20 protein-coding genes and 1 other RNA gene are annotated in these 20,462 nt (G+C 70.4%); 16 read left to right on the plus strand and 5 right to left on the minus strand.

Features of this window, described 5'->3' with window-relative positions:
* Window positions 1-33 precede the first annotated feature (33 nt).
* The gene (gene prfB, locus ABZ939_RS31490; RefSeq protein WP_361862735.1) at window positions 34-1,140 is read left to right on the plus strand and encodes a peptide chain release factor 2; all 1,107 of its coding nucleotides are present in this window, start codon (window positions 34-36) and stop codon (window positions 1,138-1,140) included.
* Window positions 1,141-1,213: 73 nt separating this feature from the next.
* Here the strand turns inward: prfB and ABZ939_RS31495 are convergent, their stop codons facing one another.
* Window positions 1,214-1,657 carry a PIN domain-containing protein gene (locus ABZ939_RS31495; RefSeq protein WP_361862738.1) on the minus strand — a complete coding sequence of 148 codons (444 nt, stop codon included), beginning with the start codon at window positions 1,655-1,657 and terminating at the stop codon, window positions 1,214-1,216.
* Entirely contained in the window at window positions 1,654-1,908 is a 255-nt protein-coding gene (locus ABZ939_RS31500) for a CopG family transcriptional regulator (protein WP_361862741.1), read from the minus strand. Before ABZ939_RS31500 ends, ABZ939_RS31495 begins: the two co-directional genes overlap by 4 nt.
* Before the next feature lie 444 nt (window positions 1,909-2,352).
* Here ABZ939_RS31500 and ABZ939_RS31505 point away from each other — a divergent pair, with 444 nt between their 5' ends.
* Complete coding sequence (locus ABZ939_RS31505) at window positions 2,353-3,006, plus strand: LPXTG cell wall anchor domain-containing protein (protein ID WP_361862744.1); 654 nt, start codon at window positions 2,353-2,355, stop codon at window positions 3,004-3,006.
* A gap of 77 nt (window positions 3,007-3,083) precedes the next feature.
* Here ABZ939_RS31505 and ABZ939_RS31510 read toward each other — a convergent pair whose 3' ends face one another.
* Window positions 3,084-3,269, minus strand: a complete 186-nt coding sequence (locus ABZ939_RS31510; protein ID WP_361862747.1) for a hypothetical protein — start codon at window positions 3,267-3,269, stop codon at window positions 3,084-3,086.
* A gap of 258 nt (window positions 3,270-3,527) precedes the next feature.
* Between ABZ939_RS31510 and ftsE the strand changes: the two genes are divergently transcribed.
* From ftsE to ssrA, 5 genes are all read left to right on the plus strand, one after another.
* Entirely contained in the window at window positions 3,528-4,217 is a 690-nt protein-coding gene (ftsE, locus tag ABZ939_RS31515) for a cell division ATP-binding protein FtsE (RefSeq protein ID WP_260229593.1), read from the plus strand.
* Window positions 4,218-4,238: 21 nt separating this feature from the next.
* Complete coding sequence (gene ftsX, locus ABZ939_RS31520; protein WP_361862749.1) at window positions 4,239-5,156, plus strand: permease-like cell division protein FtsX; 918 nt, start codon at window positions 4,239-4,241, stop codon at window positions 5,154-5,156.
* 78 nt (window positions 5,157-5,234) lie between these two features.
* Window positions 5,235-6,413, plus strand: coding sequence for a S41 family peptidase (locus ABZ939_RS31525; RefSeq protein ID WP_361862752.1), 1,179 nt, complete (start codon window positions 5,235-5,237; stop codon window positions 6,411-6,413).
* A gap of 18 nt (window positions 6,414-6,431) precedes the next feature.
* The gene (gene smpB, locus ABZ939_RS31530) at window positions 6,432-6,971 is read left to right on the plus strand and encodes an SsrA-binding protein SmpB (protein ID WP_361862755.1); all 540 of its coding nucleotides are present in this window, start codon (window positions 6,432-6,434) and stop codon (window positions 6,969-6,971) included.
* A gap of 125 nt (window positions 6,972-7,096) precedes the next feature.
* Window positions 7,097-7,488, plus strand: a transfer-messenger RNA (tmRNA) gene (gene ssrA / locus ABZ939_RS31535).
* A 64-nt stretch (window positions 7,489-7,552) separates the two neighbouring features.
* Here ssrA and ABZ939_RS31540 read toward each other — a convergent pair.
* The gene (locus ABZ939_RS31540; protein ID WP_361862859.1) at window positions 7,553-8,806 is read right to left on the minus strand and encodes an MFS transporter; all 1,254 of its coding nucleotides are present in this window, start codon (window positions 8,804-8,806) and stop codon (window positions 7,553-7,555) included.
* 103 nt (window positions 8,807-8,909) lie between these two features.
* Here ABZ939_RS31540 and ABZ939_RS31545 point away from each other — a divergent pair, with 103 nt between their 5' ends.
* The 3 genes from ABZ939_RS31545 to ABZ939_RS31555 all read left to right on the plus strand — a co-directional run bounded on the left by ABZ939_RS31545 (window position 8,910) and on the right by ABZ939_RS31555 (window position 12,681).
* Complete coding sequence (locus ABZ939_RS31545; RefSeq protein ID WP_361862758.1) at window positions 8,910-9,875, plus strand: LysR family transcriptional regulator; 966 nt, start codon at window positions 8,910-8,912, stop codon at window positions 9,873-9,875.
* A gap of 226 nt (window positions 9,876-10,101) precedes the next feature.
* A complete protein-coding gene (locus tag ABZ939_RS31550) occupies window positions 10,102-11,469 on the plus strand; it encodes a nitrate/nitrite transporter (protein ID WP_361862761.1) in 1,368 nt (455 codons plus the stop codon).
* A gap of 75 nt (window positions 11,470-11,544) precedes the next feature.
* The gene (locus tag ABZ939_RS31555) at window positions 11,545-12,681 is read left to right on the plus strand and encodes a uroporphyrinogen-III synthase (RefSeq protein ID WP_361862764.1); all 1,137 of its coding nucleotides are present in this window, start codon (window positions 11,545-11,547) and stop codon (window positions 12,679-12,681) included.
* Window positions 12,682-12,714: 33 nt separating this feature from the next.
* Here the strand turns inward: ABZ939_RS31555 and ABZ939_RS31560 are convergent, their stop codons facing one another.
* Window positions 12,715-13,197: an anthrone oxygenase family protein gene (locus ABZ939_RS31560; RefSeq protein ID WP_361862767.1), complete on the minus strand. Its 483-nt coding sequence runs from the start codon at window positions 13,195-13,197 to the stop codon at window positions 12,715-12,717.
* A gap of 221 nt (window positions 13,198-13,418) precedes the next feature.
* Here ABZ939_RS31560 and ABZ939_RS31565 point away from each other — a divergent pair, with 221 nt between their 5' ends.
* The 6 genes from ABZ939_RS31565 (at window position 13,419) to ABZ939_RS31590 (ending at window position 20,423) form a co-directional block, all read left to right on the plus strand.
* The gene (locus tag ABZ939_RS31565; RefSeq protein ID WP_361862769.1) at window positions 13,419-13,970 is read left to right on the plus strand and encodes an ABATE domain-containing protein; all 552 of its coding nucleotides are present in this window, start codon (window positions 13,419-13,421) and stop codon (window positions 13,968-13,970) included.
* A gap of 82 nt (window positions 13,971-14,052) precedes the next feature.
* A complete protein-coding gene (locus ABZ939_RS31570) occupies window positions 14,053-14,640 on the plus strand; it encodes a sigma-70 family RNA polymerase sigma factor (protein ID WP_361862862.1) in 588 nt (195 codons plus the stop codon).
* Window positions 14,637-15,554, plus strand: a complete 918-nt coding sequence (locus tag ABZ939_RS31575) for a zf-HC2 domain-containing protein (RefSeq protein ID WP_361862772.1) — start codon at window positions 14,637-14,639, stop codon at window positions 15,552-15,554. Before ABZ939_RS31570 ends, ABZ939_RS31575 begins: the two co-directional genes overlap by 4 nt.
* Before the next feature lie 62 nt (window positions 15,555-15,616).
* Complete coding sequence (locus tag ABZ939_RS31580) at window positions 15,617-17,974, plus strand: UvrD-helicase domain-containing protein (protein WP_361862775.1); 2,358 nt, start codon at window positions 15,617-15,619, stop codon at window positions 17,972-17,974.
* Window positions 17,975-18,340: 366 nt separating this feature from the next.
* Window positions 18,341-19,777 (plus strand): NAD-dependent malic enzyme, encoded by a 1,437-nt coding sequence (locus ABZ939_RS31585; RefSeq protein WP_361862778.1) that lies wholly within the window; start codon window positions 18,341-18,343, stop codon window positions 19,775-19,777.
* A gap of 364 nt (window positions 19,778-20,141) precedes the next feature.
* Window positions 20,142-20,423 carry an HU family DNA-binding protein gene (locus ABZ939_RS31590; protein WP_017237029.1) on the plus strand — a complete coding sequence of 94 codons (282 nt, stop codon included), beginning with the start codon at window positions 20,142-20,144 and terminating at the stop codon, window positions 20,421-20,423.
* Window positions 20,424-20,462: the final 39 nt, after the last annotated feature.

Below are 20,462 nucleotides of genomic sequence, written 5' to 3' on the forward strand. Positions count from 1 at the left end.
CTGGCATTTGCGGGGAGCCGTTACGCTGGACGCGTGGCAGTCGTCGATGTATCCGAAGAGCTGAAGTCCCTCTCCTCGACCATGGGGTCGATCGAGGCCGTCCTGGACCTCGAAAAGCTGAGGGCCGACATCGCCGTGCTCGAAGAGCAGGCCGCGGCCCCGTCCCTCTGGGACGACCCGGAGGCGGCGCAGAAGATCACCAGCAAGCTTTCGCACCTCCAGGCCGAGGTCCGCAAGGCCGAGGCCCTGCGCGGCCGGATCGACGACCTCGGGGTGCTCTTCGAGCTCGCCGAGGAGATGGACGACCCGGACACCCGCGCCGAGGCCGAGACGGAGCTCGTCGCGGTCCGCAAGGCGCTGGACGAGATGGAAGTCCGCACGCTGCTCTCCGGCGAGTACGACGAGCGCGAGGCGCTGGTCAACATCCGCGCCGAGGCGGGCGGTGTCGACGCCGCCGACTTCGCCGAGCAGCTGCAGCGCATGTACCTGCGCTGGGCGGAGCGGCACGGCTACGGCACGGAGGTCTACGAGACCTCGTACGCGGAAGAGGCCGGCATCAAGTCGACCACCTTCGTGGTCAAGGCGCCGTACGCCTACGGGACGCTCTCGGTCGAGCAGGGCACGCACCGCCTGGTCCGCATCTCCCCCTTCGACAACCAGGGCCGCCGCCAGACGTCCTTCGCGGGTGTCGAGATCCTCCCGGTCGTCGAGCAGTCCGACCACGTCGAGATCGACGAGTCCGAGCTGCGCGTGGACGTCTACCGCGCGTCGGGCCCGGGTGGTCAGGGCGTCAACACGACCGACTCGGCGGTGCGCATCACGCACATCCCGACCGGCATCGTGGTCTCCTGCCAGAACGAGCGCTCCCAGATCCAGAACAAGGCGAGCGCCATGAACGTCCTCCAGGCCAAGCTCCTCGAGCGCCAGCGCCAGGAGGAGCGCGCCAGGATGGACGCCCTCAAGGGCGACGGCGGCAGCTCCTGGGGCAACCAGATGCGCTCGTACGTCCTCCACCCGTACCAGATGGTCAAGGACCTCCGGACGGAGTTCGAGGTCGGCAACCCGCAGTCGGTCCTGGACGGCGAGATCGACGGCTTCCTCGAGGCGGGCATCCGCTGGCGCAAGCAGCAGGAGAAGTAGCGGACCCCGGTCCCCACGCTCTTACGACGCCGGGCCCCTCGTACCTTCGGGTGCGAGGGGCCCGGCGTTCTCGTCACAGAGGCAGATCGTCCGGGAGGACCCGGAACGCCTTGTGACGTCCGAGAGGACGCACGGCGCGGAAGTCCCGACGGTCCAGGGTGAGGATCGCGTCGGTGTCGTAATCGGCGGCGAGTGCCACGTTCACCGCGTCGGCGAGGTCGAGGTCGAGCGTCGCGTAGCGCGCCCGAACGGACTGGGCGGCGCCCAGGTGGGTCTCGGTGATCTCAGGGACGGAGATCCGACCGCGTCGCATCCAGTGCCTGATGTCGTCCACGGCGCTGACTGCCGCCTCGCGCCCGAGTTCGCGGGTGGCGACGTGGTCGATCTCGGCCAGCAGGAGAGGGGACATGATGAGGAGACCTGCGGCCATGATCGCTTCGTTCGCGGCGTGATGCTCGGGGTGGGTGGAGTCGAGGGCGGCGATCAGCCCGGAGGTGTCGGCCACGACGATGATCACGCGGCGGTTCCGGTCTCCCGCTGGACCGCGTCCGCGACCGCGCCACGTACGTCGTCCTTGGAGGGGGTACGGCCCGTACCTTCAAAGGTCCGGGAGAACAGCGGCTCGTCCCAGACGCGGTTGGCCATGGCGGCGAGGTGGATGCCCTGCCGGATGATCTCGGCCTCGCTTATGCCGCGACGCTTGGCCGCTTCCTTGATGATGGCGAGGTCTTCCGGGTCGGCGTAGACGTTGGTTCGCTTCATCGACATGTACCAATGTTAACCCATGTACCAGATAGGTGTATGTAGAGTCACGGACTTTCGGGCGGCTCTTGCGACGCCGAGTCGCCGTGAGGGACGCTCCTCGCCGACGTCTCGCCCGGGTGTCCTTGCGGCGGGAAGGGATTCGCGGGCGCAAGTGGAAAGTTGGCGTTCCTGACGCTTTGTCGACAAGGGAACTGGCGTGGTGGGGCCGGAAGTTCGGCGTTTACGTCACAGTTGCATCCCCGCATGGCAGGCAACTCGTGATCTTTCGGGCATCGCACGCGCAACGACCTTGACGCGTATGCGGAAACTCGGGAGGGTGGCGCTTGGCATGCGTATCTCTGGGGCGTGTGTGAACGGGGGCCGGTCGAGTGTGATCACGCCGCTCCCGATGCCCGTAGCCCCGAGCGCAGCTCCATGACGAGATGAGCTACTGGGGGTAGCAGGCAAATGACGAAGAAGACGCGGGTCCGCGTGGCGCGTATAGCGGCCGGCGCGGTGATCGCCGCCGGTGCGTCGCTGACGGCGGCGGGTGCCGCTCAGGCCGTGGGCGTGTCCTTCGGCGCCGAGATCGAGATCGGCGCCAACGGGCCGGAGGACTGCATCCCCGGGGATGCCTCCTGCGAGACCCCGCCGGTGACTCCGCCGGTGACCACGCCGCCGGTCACGACCCCGCCGGTGACCACGCCGCCGGTCACGACCCCGCCGGTCACGACTCCGCCGGTCACCACGCCGCCGGTGACGACCCCGCCGGTGACCACGCCGCCGGTGACGACCCCGCCGACGGGCAAGCCGACCGACAAGCCCAAGCCCACCGAGCCGGCGCCGGGTGAGACCCCCGCGCCGACCACGCCGGGCGACGGCTCCGACGACTCCAACACCTGCACCGTCGACCTCGACGGCGCCGAGTGCGTCGACAACAACCCGGGCACCAACAACGCCGGCCAGCAGCCGGTCGAGCAGGGCAAGGCCAAGGAGGAGCTGGCCGAGACCGGCGCCGCCGAGACCTCGTTCCTGATCATCGGTGCCGCCACGATGATCGCCGGTGGCATCGGCTTCCGCATGCTCCCGCGTCTCGTGGGTGGCGGGCGTGCCGCCGTCTGAGGCACCTGAGGCATGACGAAAGAGGGCCGGGGGGCGTACCCCCGGCCCTCTCTCGGGTCCGGCTCGTATGCGGAGTGCTACGCGGTCTGCAGCGCTGCGAGCAGCGCCACCATCGCCACCAGGGCGATCACCAGAGTCAGCAGCATCGCCGGGGTCAGACCCGTCGACGGGTTCAGGCGTTCCCGGCTCGCGCGGCAGACAGGGCAGCGGCCCTCTGCGACGGGGGCCGCGCAGTTGGCGCACACCAGTCGGTCGTAGGTCATGCGCTCTCCTCCTCCCGCACGGGGGTCCACACGGGGTTCACACCAAGAACAACGCCCGGCCGTACCCGAGCGTTCCCTCTACCACTGTGCCAGCTCCCGCGCGTTTCGGCGCGCCCCGTCGGATTACACCCGGATCGCAACCGTTGCACCCCGAGGGTCGAAAAGGATAAACCACGCAAGCCGGGACCGCGACTGCGCGGCGCATCCCCGGTCGCGTAAGGTCGCGCACACCTACCCCCGGCCGACCGTGGTGCATCCGTGATCCGATTCGACAATGTGTCCAAGTCCTATCCGAAGCAGAACCGCCCCGCGCTTCGGGATGTCTCCCTGGAGATCGAGAAGGGGGAGTTCGTCTTCCTCGTCGGATCCTCCGGCTCCGGAAAGTCGACCTTCCTCCGGCTGATCCTGCGCGAGGAGCGCTGCAGCCACGGCCAGGTGCACGTCCTCGGCAAGGACCTCGCCCGGCTCTCCAACTGGAAGGTGCCGCAGATGCGGCGCCAGCTCGGAACCGTCTTCCAGGACTTCCGGCTGCTGCCCAACAAGACCGTCGCCGAGAACGTGGCCTTCGCCCAGGAGGTCATCGGCAAGCCGCGTGGAGAGATCCGCAAGGCCGTGCCCCAGGTCCTCGACCTCGTCGGCCTCGGCGGCAAGGAGGACCGCATGCCGGGCGAGCTCTCCGGTGGTGAGCAGCAACGTGTCGCCATCGCACGGGCCTTCGTCAACCGGCCGATGCTGCTGATCGCCGACGAGCCCACCGGCAACCTCGACCCGCAGACCTCCGTCGGCATCATGAAGCTGCTCGACCGCATCAACAGGACAGGGACCACCGTCGTCATGGCGACCCACGACCAGAACATCGTCGACCAGATGCGCAAGCGCGTCATCGAGCTCGAAAAGGGCCGCCTCGTCCGCGACCAGGCGCGCGGCGTCTACGGATACCAGCACTGAGCAGGTAGGGGATAGAACACCATGCGCGCTCAGTTCGTGCTCTCCGAGATCGGCGTCGGCCTCCGGCGCAATCTCACGATGACCTTCGCCGTCATCGTCTCCGTGGCCCTCTCGCTCGCCCTCTTCGGCGGTGCGCTGCTCATGCGCGAGCAGGTCAGCACGATGAAGGACTACTGGTACGACAAGGTCAACGTCTCCATCTTCCTCTGCAACAAGAACGACGCGGCCACCTCTCCCAAGTGCGCCAAGGGTGCGGTGACCGCGCAGCAGAAGGAGCAGATCGAGGCCGATCTGAAGAAGATGGACATCGTCGAGACCGTGCACCACGAGTCGACCGACGAGGCCTACAAGCACTACAAGGAGCAGTACAGCGACACCGCCATCGCCTCGGTCATCACGCCCGACCAGATGCAGGAGTCGTTCCGGGTCAAGCTGGACGACCCGGAGAAGTACAAGGTCGTCGCCACCGCGTTCGCCGGGCGGGACGGTGTGGAGTCCGTCCAGGACCAGCGCAACATCCTGCAGAACCTCTTCGACCTGATGAACGGCATGAACATCGCCGCTCTCGGCGTCATGGGGCTGATGCTGATCATCGCGCTGATGCTGATCGTCAACACCGTGCGCGTCTCCGCCTTCAGCCGACGGCGCGAGACCGGCATCATGCGCCTGGTCGGCGCCTCCAGCTTCTACATCCAGATGCCGTTCATCATGGAGGCCGCCTTCGCGGGTCTCCTCGGCGGCGCCGTCGCCTGCATCATGCTCCTGGTCGGCCGGTACTTCCTGATCGACCACGGCATCGCCCTCGCCGACAAGATGCAGCTCGTCAACTTCATCGGCTGGGACGCCGTCCTCGCCAAGCTGCCTCTCGTCATCGCCATCGGCCTGCTGATGCCCGCCCTGGCCGCCTTCGTGGCGCTGCGCAAGTACCTCAAGGTGTGAGAAGAACCTTCTGAGCACTCCGGGCGCCGTACGGTCAACCACCGTACGGCGCCTTTCGCTTGTCCTAGAGTGCATGGCATGCCGGTCGGCCCCGAGTTCTGTCTCCGGCCCCGCGGAGTCCTCCGTGGGGCCGCTCTGACGCTGGTCTTCGCCGGGGTGCTCGCCACGGCCGCGGTCACCGGCTCCCTGCCCCGGCAGGAGAGCGCCGCCGTGAAGCGCGAACAACCGGCCCCGCCGCGCGACACCGTGGACCGGACCGCCCTCGCCCGCGCCGCCGCCGATGCGATGGCCGACGGCAAGTCGGGCAAGAAGGCCGCCGAGGAGTTCGTCAGCCGCAGCGGCGACCGCTGGGGCGCGGTGTACGACCGGGCGGAGTACGAGGAGTTCGAGCAGGCACTCGACGGCCATTACACCGGCGTCGGACTCTCCGCGCGGAAGGCGGCGCAGGGGCGCATCGAGATCTCCCGGGTCCAGGCCGGCGGCCCCGCCGCGAAGGCCGGGCTACGGGTCGGCGACCGCCTCGTCTCGGTCGACGGGCGTGCCGTCGGCGGACTGTCCGTCTCGGAGGTCGTCTCCCTGCTGCGTGGCGACGGCGTCGCCGGCTCCACCGTCGCCCTCGGCCTCGAGCGCGGACGCTCCGCCTGGACCGAGACCCTGAGCCGGGCCCGGCTCGCCACCGAGGACGTCACCGTGCGCCGCCTCGACGACGGCGCGGTGCTGATCAAGGTGGTCGCCTTCACCAAGGGCGCGGGCCAGCGGGTACGGGAGGCGGTACGGGACGCCCCGGCCGGGGCCGGAGTCCTGCTGGACCTGCGGGGCAACGCCGGCGGCCTGGTCGCCGAGGCGGCCGTCGCCGCCTCCGCCTTCCTCGACGGCGGTCTGGTCGCCACGTACGACATCGACGGTGAGCAGCGCGCCCTGTACGCCCAGAGCGGCGGAGACACCGCCCGGCCCGTGGTCGCGCTGGTCGACGGCGGCACCATGAGCGCCGCCGAGCTGCTCACCGGCGCGCTGCAGGACCGCGGCCGGGCGATCACCGTCGGCTCCCGCACCTTCGGCAAGGGCGCGGTGCAGATGCCGAGCACTCTGCCCGACGGCTCCGTCGCCGAGCTCACCGTCGGCCACTACCGCACCCCCGCCGGGCACGGGGTCGACGGCCAGGGCATCACCCCCGACCTGATCGTCGGAGACTCCACCGGCGAGCGGGCCGAGCAGCGGGCGAGAACGGTATTGAGTGGCCTCGGAGGGGGCTCGTAGTGCGAAAATGGCCGCACTATGGCAAAGGGACTCGTGAACGTGCAGGGCAAGCCTGCCAAGAAGAAGGACCCGGACAAGGGTCCTGAGCGCAAGATCATCGCGCAGAACAAGAAGGCGCGCCACGACTACCACATCATCGACACCTACGAGTGCGGTGTGGTGCTCATGGGCACCGAGGTGAAGTCGCTCCGGATGGGCCGGGCGTCGCTGGTCGACGGCTTCGTGCAGATCGACGGGCACGAGGCGTGGCTGCACAACATCCATGTGCCCGAGTACATGCAGGGCAGCTGGACCAACCACTCGGCGAAGCGGAAGCGCAAGCTGCTCCTGCACCGCGCCGAGATCGACAAGCTGGAGGCGAAGTCCCAGGAGACGGGTCACACGATCGTGCCCCTCGCGCTGTACTTCCTGAAGGGGCGCGTCAAGGTCGAGATCGCGCTCGCCAAGGGCAAGAAGGAGTACGACAAGCGGCAGACGCTCCGCGAGAAGCAGGACACGCGCGAGACGAACCGGGCGATCGCGGCGGCGAAGCGGCGCCAGCGGGCCGCGGCGGTCTAGACAGCGGCGGCTGCCGTCCGGACCCCGTCCGGCCAGGGCCCCTTAATAGCTGGCAACCGTACGCGGTCGTCACGTACCATGGGACCCGCACCTCACAGCGGGTGCATGCTTTGAAAAATCAACATGGGGATGATCGGTTTCGACAGCGGATGTCGAAGCAGGGGAAGCGTGTCGAGGAAGCGGCAATGATCTCGTAAACCATATGTCGCAACCAATAATCGCCAACTCCAAGAGCGATAACTCCCGCTTCGCCCTCGCTGCCTAATTTAGGTAACGAGTAGAAGCCTCTGTGAGGAGCGTCAGCCCGGGGATGGTCCCGACCCGGATCCTGGCGTCATCTAGGGATCTAAACCTCTAGCCCCGGTCACGGGGGCCTGAGGGAAATCAAACAGTGACTGAGCCCGTCGGAGACTTGTCCGCGTGATCTCCGGGGCTGAGAAACTCTTAGCGGACTGCACACGGAGAAGCCCTGGTTCTGCACCGTTGGACGCGGGTTCGATTCCCGCCATCTCCACCGAGCGTCCGAGGGGGCATGCCCCTCCCGGACACCTCATCCCATGTGGGCAAAGGCCCGGCAGTCGTCACGACGACCGCCGGGCCTTTGTCATGCCTTGGTAGCCCCCGACCCGGGTCACCGCGCACAGCGCGAGGGCCACGGCGGCCGCGGCCGTCGGGACCAGGAAGGCGGACGTCGTCGTCGGGCCGTGTTCGGCCGCCCAGCCGCCGGTGGCCGAGCCGGCCGCGATGCCGCCGAGAAGGGCGGTCACCGCGAGGGTCATGCCCTCGTTGAGCCGGCCCGCCGGGGTCAGACGCTGGACCAGGGTCATGCCGGTGACCATCGTCGGGGCGGTCGCCATGCCCGCCACCAGCAGGCCGCCCGCGAGGGCGAGCAGAGAGCCGGTCGACGCCCCCAGGAGCGGCAGCGACATCAGCACGGTCATCGCCGCGAGGCAGGTGTGCAGCCGGACCGAGCGTCCCGCGCGACCGTAGACCAGCCCCGCCGCGCAGGAGCCCGCCGCCTGGAGGGCGAGGACGGGGCCGGCGGCCGGGCCGTCCACGTGCGCGAGCGTCACGACCTCCATCGCACCGAAGACCGCGCCCGTGGCCAGGAAGACCCCGAGCAGCGGCGCCATGCCCGGAGCCCGCAGCAGCGAGCCGGCCGCGGCGGCGGAGCGGGGCGCGACCGGGGGCTCGGTGGCGCGCTGGGCCGCGAAGATAAGGACGCCGCCGAACAGCATCACCGCGCCGATCAGGGTGCCCGCCTCGGGGAACAGGGCCGCGCAGAGGACGGCGGCCAGGACCGGGCCGATCATGAAGCAGAGCTCGTCGACGGCCTGCTCGAAGGCGTTGGCCGTGTGCAGGGCCTTCGGGTCGCCCCGGTGGAGGTGGGCCCAGCGGGCGCGGGACATGCCTCCGGTGTTGGGCGTGGTGGCCGTGGCCGCGTACGCCACGAAGAGGGTCCAGGCGGGCGCCTCGTGGTGCACGCACAGCAGCAGGGCGAGCGAGCCGAGCGCGGCCGCCGCGGTCGCGGGGACCGCGACCCGGGCCTGCCCGTACCGGTCGACGAGCCGGGCCGTCCACGGGGCGACGAGGGCCGTGGCAGCAAGCCCGGTGGCGGTCACCGCGCCCGCCAGGGCGTACGAGCCGTACGACCCCGCGATCATGATCACCGCGCTGACGCCGAACATCCCCATCGGCACGCGCGCGATCAGGTTCCCGAGGGTGAAGGCGCGGGTTCCGGGGGTGGCGAAGAGGCGGAGGTAGGGATTCGAGGGGGCGGTGGTGGTGCGCGGTTCGCGGTAGCGGGGGGCGAGCGTCGGGCCCGCGGGGGTCATCACGAGGTCGTGTTGCGGCATGGAAGAAGCCTCGCGGGAGCGACGGCGAGCGGTCCAACACCTGCTCCGTGGCCATTCACGCGCCTGTGTTGTTAAATGCGGGGTGGCCACTTCGTACGACATCGACCCACGGCTCCTGCGGGCCTTCGCAGCCGTCGCCGACGAGCTGCACTTCACCCGGGCGGCCGCCCGCCTCTACGTCGCCCAGCAGGCGCTCAGCCGCGACATCCGGCGTCTGGAGCGCGAGTTGGGCACGGAACTGTTCGTACGGACCACCCGGCAGGTCTCCCTCACCGCGGACGGCGAGCGGCTCCTGCCGTACGCGCGACGTGTGTTGGCCGCCTGCGACGAACTCGCCGACGCCTTCCGCGCGGCCACCCGGCCCCTGCTCGTCGATCTCAACGGCGTGGGCTTCGCGCACGGCCGGGTCCTGGAGCGGGCGCGTGAACTCGCGCCGGAGCAGGAGTTGATGGCCCGCTATGAGAGCGGGCTGACCGGGGCCGCGGCGCAGATCCTCGCCGGCCGGCTCGATGTCTCCTTCGGGCGGTACGGGGGACTGGAACCGGCCACGCGGGCGCGGCTCGCCTCGCAGTTCGTACGGTACGAGCCGATGGCGGTGCTGCTGCCCGAGGACCACCCGCTGGCGGATCGGGACACCGTCCCGCTGACCGCGCTCGCCGGTGAGAGCGTCTACGCGGGCGCGGGCAACGACCGCACCCTCGAGTGGACCGACCTGGCCGCCCGGCTCTTCGCGGGGCGGGGCATCGCGGTCGCACCGCCGGCACCGATGGTGGTGGGCAAGGAGGAGTTCCGCCGGATCATGGCCAAGCTCCGCACCCCGGCCCTCGCGGTCGTCGACTTCCCTTCGATACCGGGCAGCGTGCTGCGGCCCCTCGTCGACCCCGTGCCGATCTCCCCGGTGAGCCTGGTGTGGCGCAAGGGGCTCCGCCACCCCGGCCTGGACGCGCTGCGCGCGGCGGCGACGGAGATCGGCGGGCGGGAGGGCTGGCTGGAGCGTCCCGAGGGAGCCTGGCTGCCGGAGGGGGAGCCGGGGGTCCCGGCCGCCTGAGCCCGGGCGCCCGGCGGGCCCGGCCTTCGCCCCGTCGCGCGGGAGGCCGAGCCCGGCTTCCGCCCCGGCGCGCGGGGGCGCTCACAGCAGTCCGGCGCGCCGGGTGAGAGCAAGGTTCCGTACGTGTCACTTCCCGCCACCGGTCTGAAACGCGGCGTCTTTAGCCTCGGGTCCACGAGGTCCAGAGCATCTGGACACTCGGGACCCGACACCGTGGAGGTACCTGATGGGCGGCCGGTGGATCGAACGGTGGGAGCCGGAGGACGAGACCTTCTGGCGTGACCAAGGAGAACGGATCGCCCGGCGCAATCTGATCTTCTCCGTGTTCTCCGAGCACATCGGCTTCTCCATCTGGAGCCTGTGGTCGGTCATGGTCCTGTTCATGGGACCGCAGTACGGCATCGACCCGGCGGGGAAGTTCTTCCTCATCGCGACCGCCACCTTCGTCGGCGCGCTCATCCGGATCCCGTACACCTTCGCCGTCGCCCGGTTCGGCGGCCGGAACTGGACCATCGTCAGCGCGCTGCTGCTCCTCCTGCCGACGGGCTTCGCCTACGCGGTGATGGAACCGGGCACCTCGTACAACACCTTCCTCCTGGTGGCAGCGCTCACCGGCGTCGGCGGCGGCAACTTCGCCTCGTCCATGACGAACATCAACGCCTTCTTCCCGCTGCGGAAGAAGGGCTGGGCGCTCGGCCTCAACGCGGGCGGCGGCAACATCGGCGTCCCCGTCGTGCAGCTCGTCGGCCTGCTCGTCATCGGCACCGCCGGTGCCATGCACCCGCGGATCGTCCTCGGCGTCTACATCCCGCTGATCCTGATCGCCGCCGTGTGTTCCGCGCTCTTCATGGACAACCTCGCGCCGGTGAAGAACGACACCGGGGCGGTCAAGGAAGCCGTGGCGGCCAAGCACACCTGGATCATGTCCTTCCTCTACATCGGCACCTTCGGCTCCTTCATCGGCTACAGCTTCGCCTTCGGCCTCGTCCTGCAGACGCAGTTCGGCCGCACCCCGCTCCAGGCGGCCTCGCTCACCTTCATCGGCCCGCTGCTCGGCTCGCTGATCCGGCCCGTCGGAGGCTCGCTCGCCGACAAGTACGGCGGCGCCCGCATCACCCTGGCGAACTTCGCCGGGATGGCCGTGGCGACCGGCGTCGTGATCTACGCCTCCGTCATCGAGTCGCTCTCCGTCTTCCTCGTCGGCTTCATCGTGCTCTTCGTCCTGTCGGGCCTCGGCAACGGCTCCACGTACAAGATGATCCCCGCGATCTTCCTCGCGCAGGGCCACCGCAAGGGGCTGTCCGGCGAGGCGGCGGAGGCGTACGGCCGCAGGCTCTCCGGGGCCTCCATGGGGCTGATCGGCGCGGTGGGCGCGCTCGGCGGGCTCGGTATCAACCTCGCCTTCCGGCAGTCCTTCCAGACGGCCGGCACCGGCACCTCCGCCTTCGTCGCCTTCCTGGTCTTCTACGGCGCCTGCATGGTCGTGACCTGGGCGGTATACCTTCGCCGGCCGGCCGTCGTGCCGGACACGGCCGAGGGCGCGGCAGGTGCCTCGGGCGAGACGTCGCCGCAGCGCGGTTACGCCGAGGTGTGATCCGGAGTGGTCCGTAACGGCCAGGAAATACCGGCGAACCGAGTCTGTCACGCATCCCCGCCAGGCTCGGTCGTCATGTACGAGCAAGAGCAAGGTCCCCTCGCGGGGTTCACCGTCGGAGTCACTGCGGCCCGTCGCGCGGACGAGCTGGGCGCGCTCCTCCGGCGCCGCGGCGCCGCCGTGGTGCACGGCCCCGCGCTGCGGATCGTGCCGCTCGCGGACGACACGGAACTCCTCGCCGCCACCAAGCAGCTCATCGACCACGCCCCGGACGTCGTCGTCGCCACCACGGCGATCGGCTTCCGGGGCTGGGTCGAGGCGGCGGACGGCTGGGGCTACGGCGAGGAGCTCCTTGCCTGCCTGCGGGGCGTGGAACTCCTCGCCCGCGGGCCCAAGGTCAAGGGCGCGGTACGGGCGGCGGGACTCACCGAGTCGTGGTCGCCGTCGTCCGAGTCCATGGCCGAAGTGCTCGACCGTCTGCTCGACGAGGGGGTGGACGGGCGGCGGATCGCGCTCCAGCTGCACGGGGAACCGCTCCCGGGGTTCGTGGAGGCGCTGAAGGCGGGCGGCGCGGAGGTCGTCGGCGTACCGGTCTACCGGTGGATGCCGCCGGAGGACATCGGCCCGCTGGACCGGCTCCTGGACGGGGTGCTGAGCGGGTCCGTGGACGCCGTCACCTTCACCAGCGCGCCGGCCGCCGCCTCGCTGCTGACGCGGGCGGAGGACCGGGGCGTGCTGCCGGAATTCCTCGCTGCACTGCGGAACGAGGTGCTCGCGGTGTGCGTGGGGCCGGTGACGGCGCTGCCGCTCCAGGCGCACGGCATCGACACGCTCCAGCCCGAGCGGTTCCGGCTCGGGCCGCTGGTGCAACTGCTCTGTCAGGAACTGCCCTCCCGGGCCCGCACGCTCCCGGTGGCGGGCCGCCGCATCGAGATCCGGGGTCACGCGGTCCTCGTCGACGGCTGTCTGCGCCCGGTGCCGCCGGCCGGGATGGCGCTGCTCGCCACCCTGGCCCGGCGACCCGGCTGGGTCGTCTCCCGGGCCGACCTGCTGCGCGCCCTGCCGGGGGCGGGCCGCGACGAGCACGCCGTGGAGACGGCGATGGCCCGGCTGCGGACGGCACTCGGGACGCCGAAGCTCATCCAGACCGTGGTCAAGCGGGGGTACCGGCTCGCGCTCGACCCGGTGGCGGAGACCAAGTACGACGAGTAGGGGGTACGGGCTCTCGCCCGGCCCCCGAGACCGTCACCGGCCGCGGCGTACGGACAGCGCCCGCAGCAGGCAGGCGAAGCCCATTGCCGTCAGGACCGCCCGGACGACGTTCCAGGCCACCCACGGGGTCTCGAAGTCCGCGCGGGCCCGTACCGGGTCCGTCGCCGCCGCGAGGGCGTCGTTGAGCGGGACGTTCACCGCCGAGGTGACCACGAAGACGGCCACGTACAGGACCAGCGCCGCGAGCACCCACACCTTCGCCGGTGTGCCCCGCAGCTGCCATGCGGCGACGGCCGTCAGGATCAGCGCCCCGAAGAACGGCGTGAAGAAGACCGGGTTCTGGATCACGTCGTTGATGTTCCGCATCACCTCGACGAAGACCCGGTCGTCGCTGCGCCCCAGCGCCGGCATCACCGAGCAGACGTACGCGAACCACACCCCCGCGATCAGTCCGGTCGCCACCGTCGCCGCGCCCAGCACCGCGCCGGCCGCCGTCCCACCCCTGTTGTTTGTCATGATCTCAGTCAAACGGTCGGCGGCGCCCGGGACCATGGGAAAGCGTCCAGATCCCATGCGCGGGCGTCTCACGGCCGTCCACCGTGACGGAATGATCCCCATCCGCCCCGCCACCCCGGCCCCGCCCTCGCCGCCGCACGCCCTCTAGTCGCGCACCGCGTTCGGGGGCACTCTGGTCGGGCGCCCGACCAGCCCCACGACCGCGAGGTGGTGACAGGGTCATGACCGTACGGTTCGACTCCGGGCGGATCTGCCTGGATCTGGCCGCCCAGGCGCTCCACCGCGCCGACGCGCTCGACGAGTTCCTGCGCAGCACCGAACTCGTCCCGGCCGCCACCCCCCTGAGCGCGCTCGACGCCCACTGGGTCGTACGCTTTCGCGAACTGCGCGACTGTGTCCGTGAACTGGTGGGCGCCCAGCTCGAAGGGCGGCGCGCCGACCCCGCACTGGAACGGCTCAACGAGTTCGCCGCCGCCTCCGCCCCGCCCGCACCCCGCGCCGTCCGCACGGAAGCCGGCGGGCTCGTACGGGCGTTGAGCGACGAACCCGACTGCCGCGCCCTGCTCGCCGCCGTCGCCCGGGACGCCGTCGATCTGCTCACCGACCCGGCCGCCCGCGCCCTGCTCCGACGGTGTGAGGGCGACAACTGCCGCCGCTGCTACCTCGATACGTCGCGAGGACGCCGTCGGCGCTGGTGCTCCAGTGAGACCTGCGGTAACCGCGAGCGAGTTGCCCGGCATCGGGCAGCCCGAAGGGGAATCGTGCCCGTGTGAAAAAATCTTGAGCGACGTTGAGTCGAACCCGTTCCTGCTCCGTACCTCTCGACGACAACAGGGTCTCGACCGGGAGGTTCAGGTGCGCAAGGATGCGGCCGTGGCCGATGACCGTCCGCATCGGGCCCGGCATCGCAGTGAGGTCCCACGCTTTCGACCCGACGTCCCTGACGAGGAGTTGATGCGTGCTCTCTACCGCGAACATGCCGGGCCCTTGCTCGCCTATGTACTACGCCTCGTCGCCGGCGATCGCCAGCGTGCCGAGGACGTCGTGCAGGAGACGCTCATCCGTGCCTGGAAGAACGCCGGCCAGCTCAACAGGGCTACCGGCTCCGTCAGACCTTGGCTGGTGACGGTTGCCCGGCGCATCGTCATCGACGGCCACCGCAGCCGGCAGGCCCGGCCTCAGGAGGTCGATCCGTCACCGCTCGAGGTCCTGCCCGCGGAGGACGAGATCGACAAGGCGCTGTGGCTGATGACGCTCTCTGATGCGCTCGAAGATTTGACGCCCGCCCACCGGGAAGTGTTGGTCGAGACCTACTTCAAGGGGCGTACGGTCAACGAGGCGGCCGAGACCCTCGGCATACCCGCCGGGACCGTGCGTTCCCGGGTGTTCTACGCACTCCGTTCGATGAAGCTCGCGCTGGAGGAGAGGGGGGTATCGGCATGACACCGCCGCACGACGCCGCGGGTGCGTACGTACTCGGCATCCTGGACGACGTCGACGCCGCCGCCTTCGAGGCGCACCTGGTGACCTGCGACCTCTGCACCGCGCACGTGGAGGAGTTCGCCGGGATGGAGCCGATGCTGGCCATGCTGGCGGACGGCGACACCGCCCCCGCCGCCACGGACCCGTACACCGGCCGCCCGTACGCCGCCCCCGACCCTTACTCCGGCCCGGTCGGCTCCATGGGGCCCGTGGGTCGCCCGGCCGACCCGTACGCCGACGCGGCCTTCGACGACTTCGCGCCTCGGCCGCCGGCCCCGCCCGGTCCTCGGCGCGTCCCCTCCGCCGCCGTCTCCCTCGACTCCACGCCCGGGCCCCAGCTCCTCGACCGGCTCATCGACGAGGTGGGCGCCAAGCGTGCCCGTTCGCGCCGCCGCTCCTTCGCCCTCGTCGCGGCCGCCGCCGTCCTCGTCATCGGCGGTCCCGCCGTCGCCGTCGTCGCCACCTCCGGAGGCGGCAAGGAGAACCGGGCGATCGAACCGCACCCCACCAGCCCCGCCGAGGACGCCTTCTTCCACCACATGGAGGAGAAGATCCAGGCCACCGACCCGACGACCAAGGTCAGCGCCACGGTCGGCATGGAGAAGAAGGGCTGGGGCACCCACACCGTCCTGGAGCTCAAGAACGTCAGGGGCCCGCTCAAGTGCCGGCTCGTCGCCGTCTCCAAGAGCGGCGAGGAGGAGGTCGTCACCTCCTGGGCCGTGCCGAAATGGGGATACGGCATCCCCGGAGCCACCCAGGAGAGCGCCAAGAACCCGCTGTACGTGCACGGCGGAGCGGCCATGGAGCGCAACGACATCGACCACTTCGAGGTCAGGACCTTCGACGGCGAACGTCTCGTGGAGGTCGAGGCCTGACATTTCGGCCCCCTGTGGCGTACGCTCGACGGCTGCCCAGTGCACGTCAGAAGGGGGCCTTAGTGGCCGCGCAGGAAGCCGTGGACACCATGGACACGGTCCGGGACCGTGAGATCGGTGTCGAGCAGGAACATCTGGATCAGGTCTACCGCCGCCTCGAGGAGAAGATCCGCGAGGCGGAGTTCCTGATGCACGACGCCGCCAAGCGCGGCCAGGTCGGCACGCCCGGCGCGCTCGCCGAGCGCGACGCCCAGGTCTTCCGGGCCGGTGTCCACCTCAACCGGCTCAACAACGAGTTCGAGGACTTCCTCTTCGGCCGGATCGACCTGCTCCACGGCAAGGACGGCAAGAAGGGCCCCGACGGTGCGTACACCTCCGTCGAGCCCGCCGAGGACGCCGTGCGGCCCGACAACACGGCCGACATCGGCGAGACCCTCCACATCGGCCGGATCGGCGTCCTCGACTCCGACTACGCGCCGCTCGTCATCGACTGGCGCGCCCCCGCGGCCGCGCCCTTCTACCGCTCCACGCCGGTCGACCCCGGCCGGGTGGTGCGCCGCCGGGTCATCCGCTCCAAGGGCCGCAAGGTCCTTGGCGTCGAGGACGACCTGATGCGCCCCGAGCTGAAGGCGACCCTCGCCGGGCGTGAGCTGCCGGTGATCGGCGACGGCGCCCTGATGGCCGCGCTCGGTCAGGCACGCAGCCACACGATGCGCGACATCGTCTCCTCCATCCAGGCCGAGCAGGACCTGGTCATCCGCGCGCCCGCCGCCTCCGTCACGTACGTCGAGGGCGGCCCGGGCACCGGCAAGACGGCGGTCGCCCTGCACCGTGCGGCCTATCTGCTCTACCAGGACCGGCGGCGGTACGCGGGCGGCATCCTGATCGTCTCCCCGACCCCGCTGCTCGTCTCCTACACCGAGGGCGTCCTGCCCTCGCTCGGCGAGGAGGGCCAGGTCGCCATCCGCGCCCTCGGATCGCTGGTGGACGGGGTGGAGGCCACCACGTACGACGAGCCGGCCGTGGCCCGCGTCAAGGGCTCCTCCCGGATGCTCGCCGTCCTGCGCAAGGCGGCCCGCGGGGCGCTGGAGACCCCGGCGCCCAAGCCGGCCCAGGGCGACGACCAGCTCTCCTTCGGAGAGGAAGAGACCCCGCCGGCCCCCGTCGGCACCCCTACGCGCCTGCGGGTCGTCGCCTTCGGCCGCCGGCTGGAGCTGGAGGCCGACGAGCTCCAGCGCATCCGGCACAACGTGCTCGGCGGCTCCGCACCCGTCAACCTGCTGCGTCCGCGCGCCCGCCGGCTGCTGCTCGACGCGCTGTACGCCAAGTCCGGCGCCGCAGGGCGGCACAGCGATCCCGAGCTCGCCGCCGAGCTGCGTTCCTCCTTCGACGAGGACGTCTCCACCGAGGACTCCTTCCTCTCCTTCCTCGACGCCTGGTGGCCCGAGCTCACGCCCCGCCAGGTCCTCGACGCGATGGCCGACGAGAAGCGTCTCGGCCGCTGGGCCCGGCGCATCCTCAACCCGGGCGAGGTCCGCCGGGTCGCCCGCTCCCTGCGCCGTGACGGGCTCTCGGTGCACGACGTGGCGCTCCTCGACGAGCTCCACACCCTCCTCGGCGCCCCGGCCCGGCCCCGCAAGAAGCGGGAGTACGACCCGCTGGACCAGCTGACGGGCCTGGAGGAGCTGATGCCCGTACGGGAGGAGACGCAGCGCGAGCGGGCCGAACGGCTGGCGGCCGAGCGCACCGAGTACGCGCACGTCATCGTCGACGAGGCCCAGGACCTCACGCCCATGCAGTGGCGGATGGTCGGGCGCCGCGGCCGGCACGCGACCTGGACGGTCGTGGGCGACCCGGCGCAGTCGTCCTGGTCGACCCCGGACGAGGCCGCCGAGGCCCGGGACGAGGCGCTCGGCAGCCGCCCCCGTCGCCGCTTCGAGCTGACCGTGAACTACCGCAACCCCGCCGAGATCGCCGAGCTGGCCGCCAAGGTGCTCGCCCTCGCCATGCCCGGCAGCACCTCCCCGCGCGCGGTCCGGTCGACCGGCGTGGAGCCGCGCTTCGTCGCGCTGGAGGACAAGAGCGATCTGGCCGAAACCGTACGGGCGGAAGCGCGCCGTCTCCTCGAACGGGTGGACGGAACCGTCGGTGTCGTGGTCGCCATGAACCGGCGCGAGCAGGCCGCCCGCTGGCTGGCCGAGCTCGGCGACCGGGTGGTGGCGCTGGGCTCCCTGGAGGCCAAGGGCCTGGAGTACGACGCCACGGTGGTGGTCTCCCCCGCGGAGATCGCGGACGAGTCCCCGGCCGGGCTGCGGGTGCTGTACGTGGCCCTGACCCGGGCCACCCAGCAGCTGACGGTGGTCTCGGGCGCCCGGGACGTACCGGACGCGGACGGGGTCCCCGACCTGCTCAGGGACTGATTTCCGGTCAACATGCGTCGCAGGAATCACTTACCAGAGTGGTTTGTTAGCCTGTCTATGGCACCGGCTCGATCCAAGCCCCCGGGCCCAACCTTCGTCCCTCAGAGGGACCACTTGCCGCGAGGCGAGCATGGCGGGTCGGTGCCACTTAGTGCATAGCTACGAAGTTGAGGTCCCTGTCACCCCTGGTGACGGGGACCTCTTCTGTTTCCCCGCAGGTTCTCGTATGGTGGAAACTACTTTCCGAAAACAAAATGACCGCATTACCTGCTACCGGCTGGTAGGTGCGACGATCGGAGGGCGCCGCCGGGCAACCAGCCGGGGCGGCGTAGCAACGAAGCTCAGGGAAAGCAGAGGAACTCGGCCATGGCAACGGCGCCCAGCGTCTCGTACTCGATGACGGTCAGGCTGGAGGTTCCCGCCAGCGGAACCGCGGTCTCCCAGCTCACCACGGCGGTGGAGTCCCACGGCGGTTCAGTCACCGGCCTCGACGTGACCGCCTCCGGCCACGAGAAGCTGCGGATCGACGTCACCATCGCCGCGACCTCGACCGCGCACGCCGACGAGATCGTCGAGCAGCTGCGCACCATCGAGGGTGTCGTCCTCGGCAAGGTCTCCGACCGTACGTTCCTGATGCACCTCGGCGGCAAGATCGAGATGGCGTCCAAGCACCCCATCCGCAACCGTGACGACCTCTCCATGATCTACACCCCGGGCGTGGCCCGGGTGTGCATGGCGATCGCCGAGAACCCCGAGGACGCCCGCCGCCTCACCATCAAGCGCAACTCCGTCGCAGTCGTGACGGACGGCTCCGCCGTCCTCGGTCTCGGCAACATCGGCCCCAAGGCCGCCCTGCCCGTCATGGAGGGCAAGGCGGCCCTCTTCAAGCGCTTCGCGGGCATCGACGCCTGGCCGATCTGCCTGGACACCCAGGACACCGACGCCATCGTCGAGATCGTCAAGGCGATCGCCCCCGGCTTCGCCGGCATCAACCTCGAGGACATCTCCGCCCCTCGCTGCTTCGAGATCGAGGCCCGCCTGCGCGAGGCCCTCGACATCCCCGTCTTCCACGACGACCAGCACGGCACCGCGATCGTCGTGCTCGCCGCCCTCACCAACGCACTTCGCGTGGTGGGCAAGGGAATCGGGGACGTACGGGTCGTCATGTCCGGCGCCGGCGCGGCCGGTACGGCCATCCTCAAACTGCTCATCGCGGCGGGTGTGAAGCACGCCGTCGTCGCCGACATCCACGGTGTCGTGCACGCCGGACGCGAGGATCTCGTCGAGGCCGCGAAGGACTCGCCGCTGCGCTGGATCGCCGACAACACCAACCCCGAGGGCGTCACCGGCACCCTCAAGCAGGCCGTCGTCGGCGCGGACGTCTTCATCGGTGTCTCGGCCCCGAACCTGCTCGGCGCGGACGACGTCGCCGCCATGGCGAAGGACTCCATCGTGTTCGCGCTCGCGAACCCGGACCCCGAGGTCGACCCCGCAATCGCCCGTCAGACGGCGGCGGTTGTGGCCACCGGCCGCTCGGACTTCCCGAACCAGATCAACAACGTGCTGGTCTTCCCCGGTGTCTTCCGCGGCCTGCTGGACGCTCAGTCCCGCACCGTCAACACGGAGATGATGCTGGCGGCCGCCTCGGCCCTCGCCGATGTCGTCACCGAGGACGAGCTCAACCCGAACTACATCATCCCGTCCGTCTTCAACGACAAGGTCGCGGGCGCCGTGGCGGGCGCCGTCCGCACCGCCGCCAAGGCGGCGGGCGCCGGAGCTGGCAACGGGACGAACGGGCTCTGACGGAGCTCTGGAGAGCCTCTGAAGGGGCTCCTCAGGGGCAGGCGTGGGGCTGTGACGGGCCCCACGCAGGCCGCCGAAACGGCGCGTCGCGAGTCGCGGCGCCGTAAACCCGCCTTTAGGGTGGCTGTTCGGCTCCAAAGAGTTTCGGCGGAGTCGACGGAACGTCACCACGCCGGAGGCCGTGGCGCTTTTCGTGTGACCCCAGAGGGTGCCGGATTGGCGTTCCCGCCGCTGGTGGGGGCAGGATGCCTATTCGGGCGCGAGGGTCTGTCAGCAGACCCGGGTCCGGGGACTGTCCGAGGGCCCTGGCAGCATCGGCTTCGATCTCACGCCTCACAGGCAAGAAGAACACGGGAGTAACAACATGAACCGCAGTGAGCTGGTGGCCGCCCTGGCCGACCGTGCCGAGGTGACCCGCAAGGACGCCGACGCCGTGCTGGCCGCTCTCGCCGAGACCGTCGGCGAGGTCGTCGCCAAGGGCGACGAGAAGGTCACCATCCCCGGCTTCCTGACCTTCGAGCGCACCCACCGTGCCGCTCGCACCGCTCGTAACCCGCAGACCGGCGACCCGATCAACATCCCGGCCGGCTACAGCGTGAAGGTCTCCGCGGGCTCGAAGCTCAAGGAAGCCGCCAAGGGCAAGTAAGGCAGCCTGTAGGCAGTAGAAAGGGCGGCCACCCTGTCA

Origin of the sequence: Streptomyces sp. NPDC046712 (assembly GCF_040645695.1) — a bacterium.
Taxonomy (GTDB): Bacteria; Actinomycetota; Actinomycetes; order Streptomycetales; family Streptomycetaceae; genus Streptomyces.